This is a genomic window from Streptomyces sp. CBMA123, from assembly GCF_014596465.1.
Taxonomy (GTDB): Bacteria; Actinomycetota; Actinomycetes; order Streptomycetales; family Streptomycetaceae; genus Kitasatospora.
Genome location: NZ_MECK01000374.1, coordinates 1 through 3902, shown reverse-complemented (window position 1 = coordinate 3902; position 3902 = coordinate 1). Strand labels below are relative to the sequence as shown.

Annotated in this window: 6 protein-coding genes; all 6 read right to left on the bottom strand. The window is 77.0% G+C overall.

The genetic code is table 11. The features are described from left to right. A partial coding sequence (locus BG452_RS31020) for a TadE family type IV pilus minor pilin (RefSeq protein WP_317621301.1) occupies nt 1–275 on the bottom strand: 275 nt, incomplete at its 3' end. 175 nt (nt 276–450) lie between these two features. Continuing rightward, on the bottom strand, nt 451–732 hold the full coding sequence (locus BG452_RS31015) for a DUF4244 domain-containing protein (protein WP_188307679.1): 282 nt from the start codon (nt 730–732) through the stop codon (nt 451–453). Nucleotides 733–809: 77 nt separating this feature from the next. Continuing rightward, a complete protein-coding gene (locus tag BG452_RS31010) occupies nt 810–1598 on the bottom strand; it encodes a type II secretion system F family protein (protein WP_188307678.1) in 789 nt (262 codons plus the stop codon). Further along, nucleotides 1598–2608 carry a type II secretion system F family protein gene (locus tag BG452_RS31005; protein WP_223242976.1) on the bottom strand — a complete coding sequence of 337 codons (1011 nt, stop codon included), beginning with the start codon at nt 2606–2608 and terminating at the stop codon, nt 1598–1600. The genes BG452_RS31010 and BG452_RS31005 overlap by 1 nt, the downstream gene beginning before the upstream one ends. A gap of 1 nt (nt 2609) precedes the next feature. Then, entirely contained in the window at nt 2610–2792 is a 183-nt protein-coding gene (locus BG452_RS31000) for a hypothetical protein (protein ID WP_188307677.1), read from the bottom strand. Beyond that, nucleotides 2789–3902 (bottom strand): TadA family conjugal transfer-associated ATPase (locus tag BG452_RS30995; RefSeq protein WP_188307676.1); only part of this gene is annotated, 1114 nt, incomplete at its 5' end. The genes BG452_RS30995 and BG452_RS31000, both read right to left, overlap by 4 nt.

Here is a 3902-nt window from a genome sequence, read left to right as displayed (position 1 = left end):
ATCGCACCGACCCGGACCGCGAGCAGCCCGCCCAGCCGGCCCGGCGCCGCGGACGGGGCGTCCACGTCGACCCGCACCGTGTCCGCCGCGACCGCCACCCGAACCCGTGCGCCCGGCGGGGCCGCCGCACGGGCGAGCCCCTCGGCGTCCGGCTCCCCTCGTGCGGCTGCCCTGGCGCCGATCCGGGCCGCGTCCACGCAGGTGATCTGCGCGGCCGCCGCGAGCACGCCCCAGATCAGCATCGCCGCGAGCAGGACGAGCGCGGGCAGCACCACCGCCGTCTCCGCCGTGACGAAGCCCGCGTCCCCACGCCGCCCCGGCCGCAGCCGCCCCCGGCCTCTCCCTTCCTGGGCCGCCCCGACGCGCCCTGCCTCCGAACTCCCGCGGGCCGCACGGGAAGCAGGCCCGCCGGCGAAGGAGACCCGAGCGGCGAGGCTTCGCGGACGAGCGCTACGTCGCATGGAGCGCCCGTTCCAGCATCTCGGTCAGTGCCCCGGTGATGGCCGCGCTGGTCACCACCTTGTACAGGCCGGCGGCAAGGGCGCACGCGCCCAAGGTTCCGACGGCGTATTCGGCCGTGGTCATCCCGGCGTCCGACCGCCCCCGGCGCTGAACCACCCGGACCACCCGACGCACCCGACGGGCGGCCCCACGGCTGTTGCGCCACCGCGCCCCCGACACGTGCCGGAGCGGACACCCGGTGCCCGGCCTGATCATGATCACTGCAGTCATGAATCTCTCCTGTTCTGTGCTCACTTCTGGATCTGTTCTGGCTCTTCGGTGGATCCGGACCCGGATCCACCGCTCACTCACATCGCTTGCGCGAAACGGCTGGTGAGGCCGATCACCACCGGCACCACCCCGACCAGGACGAAGGCCGGCAGAAAGCAGAGCCCGAGCGGGGCGGTGGCGAGCACCGCGGCCCGGCGGACCCGGGCGTGGGCCGCGCGGGCCGCGGCTGCCCGCTGCGCCTGGGCCAGCCCGATCAGCGGACCGGCCGCCGGAGCCCCGCTGAGGCTCGTCCGGACCAGGCAGCGCGCCAGCGGTGCCAGCGAAGGGTGCTGCTCGCCCAGCCGGGTCCAGCACAGCTCCGGCGGGGCGCCCAGGGCCAGTTCGGCCCCGATCGCCACCAGCCTCGGCCCCAGCGGCACGCCCACGCTCCGGCCCACCGCCGACACCGCCGCCGAGGGCAGCGCCGCCGAGCCGAGACAGGCCGCCAACAGCTCTGCACCCAGCGGGAGCTGTCTGAGCATCACCTCCTCCTCCAGCGCCGCCCGCCGGTCCGTCGGCGACCGCGCCCGGGCGGACCACCGAAAGACGCCCACCGCCGCCAGTACCCCGGCCACCGCCCCGACGCCACCCCCGACCAGCACTGCCACAGCCAGCCCCGCGCCGACCGCCACCGCCGCGCGCCGCCGAGGCCCAACACCCCGGGCCCTCGCGCCCGTTCGTTCCCGCTCCGCCTCCCACCCCTCCTCCCGCGCCCGTTCCCAGGCGAACGCCCGCCGCCCGGCCCAGCGCCGCATCGGCATCACCGCTGCTGCCGCCACCACCGCCGCCACCGGAAGCCCGGCCAGCACCCACTGGACGCCCCGCATCACCCCACCCCCAGCCCGGCGCCGAGCACCCGCGCCCGCGGGCTCCCTCGACCCCCGCTCCCGCTCTCATCGACACCTTCGGCGCCCTTGGGGACCGCAAGACCACCCCGCGCCGCCGCCCGGACGATGCGGGCCGTCCAGAACACCCCCAGGCCCTCCAGAGCCGCCCCCACCGCGAGACAGCCGAGCCCGGCCGAGGTGTGCAGCAGGACCTCCAGCGGGCGGGCCCCGAGCGCGCCGCCCAGCAGCAACCCCACGCCCGGCAGGGCGGCCAGGACCGCGATCGTCGCCCGCGGCCCGGCCAACTCCCCGGCAATCTCCTCCGCCAGCGCCCGCTCACCGCGCAGCGCCTCCGCGACCCGGTCCAGCGCGGCGGCCAGCCCTGAGCCGCCGTCGGAGGCGACCCGCCAGCAGGCCGCGATCGCCGCCGCCCCGCTGCCGCCCGGCAGTTCGGCCAGCAGCTGGAGCGCCGCGGGGACGTCCCCGCCGTAACGGCCCGCCGCCAGCCGGGCCACCGGCTCCGTACCGAGCCGGCGCAGCCCGTCCGGATCCGTGGCGAGCCGCGCGGTGACCAGGTGCAACGCCTGTTCCGGCGTCGAGCCGCTGCGCAACTCCCCGGCCAGCGCGGCGCAGAGCTCCACCACGGCAGCGGCCCGCTGCCCGGCCTCCACCGTCAGCCGGCGCCGCAGCCGCCACCTCCGCAGCGGCAGGACGGCCGGTACCGCCGCGAGCACCGGCACCGGCGAGGCGGTGACCTGTCCGACGACCAACCCCAGCGGCAGCAACAGCAGTTCGGGCGCCAGCAGCAGCGGAAGCCGGCCCCTCGCCCACCGCGCGGCCTCCAGGGCCGGCCCGCGCGCTGGAGGCCCGGCGCCCGTTAGTACCAGCCTGGAGCGCCGCTCACCCGCCAGCTGTTCCTGAGCGGCCCGCCACCCGACGACAGCCAGCAGGCAGAGCACCGTCACCCAGCAGAGCGCGAACTGATTTTGCATCACCTCGATCACCTCCATCTCATCGCTCCTTCCGGCCCCACACCCCGAGCAGCACCAGGGCGCCCGTCGCGCACCCGGCCAGCAACAGCACGAACCCGATCTCCACCAACCGCAGCTCCCGCTCCGCCTGGGCCGCCGCCGCCACCACCATCGGCACCGCCATGGAAACCGGCACCGCCATCACCACCGACGCCGCGCTCATGGCGCCCCCGCCCCGAGCGTCACCCCGCGCGCGGCCAGCAGCCTGACCAGCCGCTCCCAGCCCACCCCGGGCAGCAACCCGCCCGCCGCGGGGAACTCCACCGCCGGGGTGGTCACGGCCAGCCCATCGCGGTCCCCGGCCAGCGTGTGGATCTCCGCCACCCGGCGCCGCCCCGAGCCCGGATCCCGGACCAGGTGCACCACCACGTCCAGCGCGGCCCGCAGTTGGCTGTGCAGCGCCGGCCGGTCGAGTCCGGCGAGTGAACCCAGGGCCTCCAGCCGGACCGGCACGTCCGCCGCCGTATTGGCGTGGACGGTGCCGCAGCCGCCCTCGTGCCCGGTGTTGAGCGCGGCCAGCAGGTCCGATACCTCGGCCCCGCGGACCTCGCCGATCACCAGCCGGTCCGGCCGCATCCGCAGTGCCTGCCGGACGAGGTCCCGCAGGGTGAACTCGCCCAGCCCCTCCTGGTTCGGCGGCCGGCTCTGCAACCGGACCACGTGCGGGTGGGCCGGTCGCAGCTCGGCGGAGTCCTCGGCGATCACGATCCGTTCGTCCGGCCCGACCAGACCGAGCAACGCCGCGAGCAGAGTCGTCTTGCCCGAGCCCGTCCCGCCGGAGACCAGCAGCGACAGCCGGGCCCGCACGATGCCGGCCAGCAGCTCGGCACCCTCCGGGGGCAGCGCACCGCCCGCCACCAACTCGTCGAGCGTGAACGGCCGGGGCCGGCACACCCGCAGCGAGATGTGGGTGCAGCCGGCCGCGATCGGCGGCAGCACCGCGTGCAGCCTGGTGCCGTCCGGCAGCCGGGCGTCCACCCAGGGCCGGGCGTCGTCCAGGCGCCGCCCGGCCGCGGTGGCCAGCCGGTGGGCCAGCCGCCGCACCTCCTCGGCGTCGGCGAACCGGACTCCGGTGGCTCGGTGCAGGCCGCCGCCACGGTCGACCCACACCTCGTCCGGCCCGTTCACCAGCACGTCCGTGACGTCGGGCGCCGCCAGCAGCCGTTCCAGCGGGCCCGCACCCACCAGTTCGGCGCGCAGCGAGCGCACGGTGTCCAGCACCTCGTCCCCGCCGAGCGGCGGGCGGGTGGCCCGCAGCACGGCCGCGACCGAG

Excerpts from the sequence above, each read along its gene's own strand:
- BG452_RS31015 (WP_188307679.1), bottom strand. The coding sequence starts at position 732 with ATGACTGCAGTGATCATGATCAGGCCGGGCACCGGGTGTCCGCTCCGG.
- BG452_RS31010 (WP_188307678.1), bottom strand. The coding sequence starts at position 1,598 with ATGCGGGGCGTCCAGTGGGTGCTGGCCGGGCTTCCGGTGGCGGCGGTG.
- BG452_RS31005 (WP_223242976.1), bottom strand. The coding sequence starts at position 2,608 with ATGGAGGTGATCGAGGTGATGCAAAATCAGTTCGCGCTCTGCTGGGTG.
- BG452_RS31000 (WP_188307677.1), bottom strand. The coding sequence starts at position 2,792 with ATGAGCGCGGCGTCGGTGGTGATGGCGGTGCCGGTTTCCATGGCGGTG.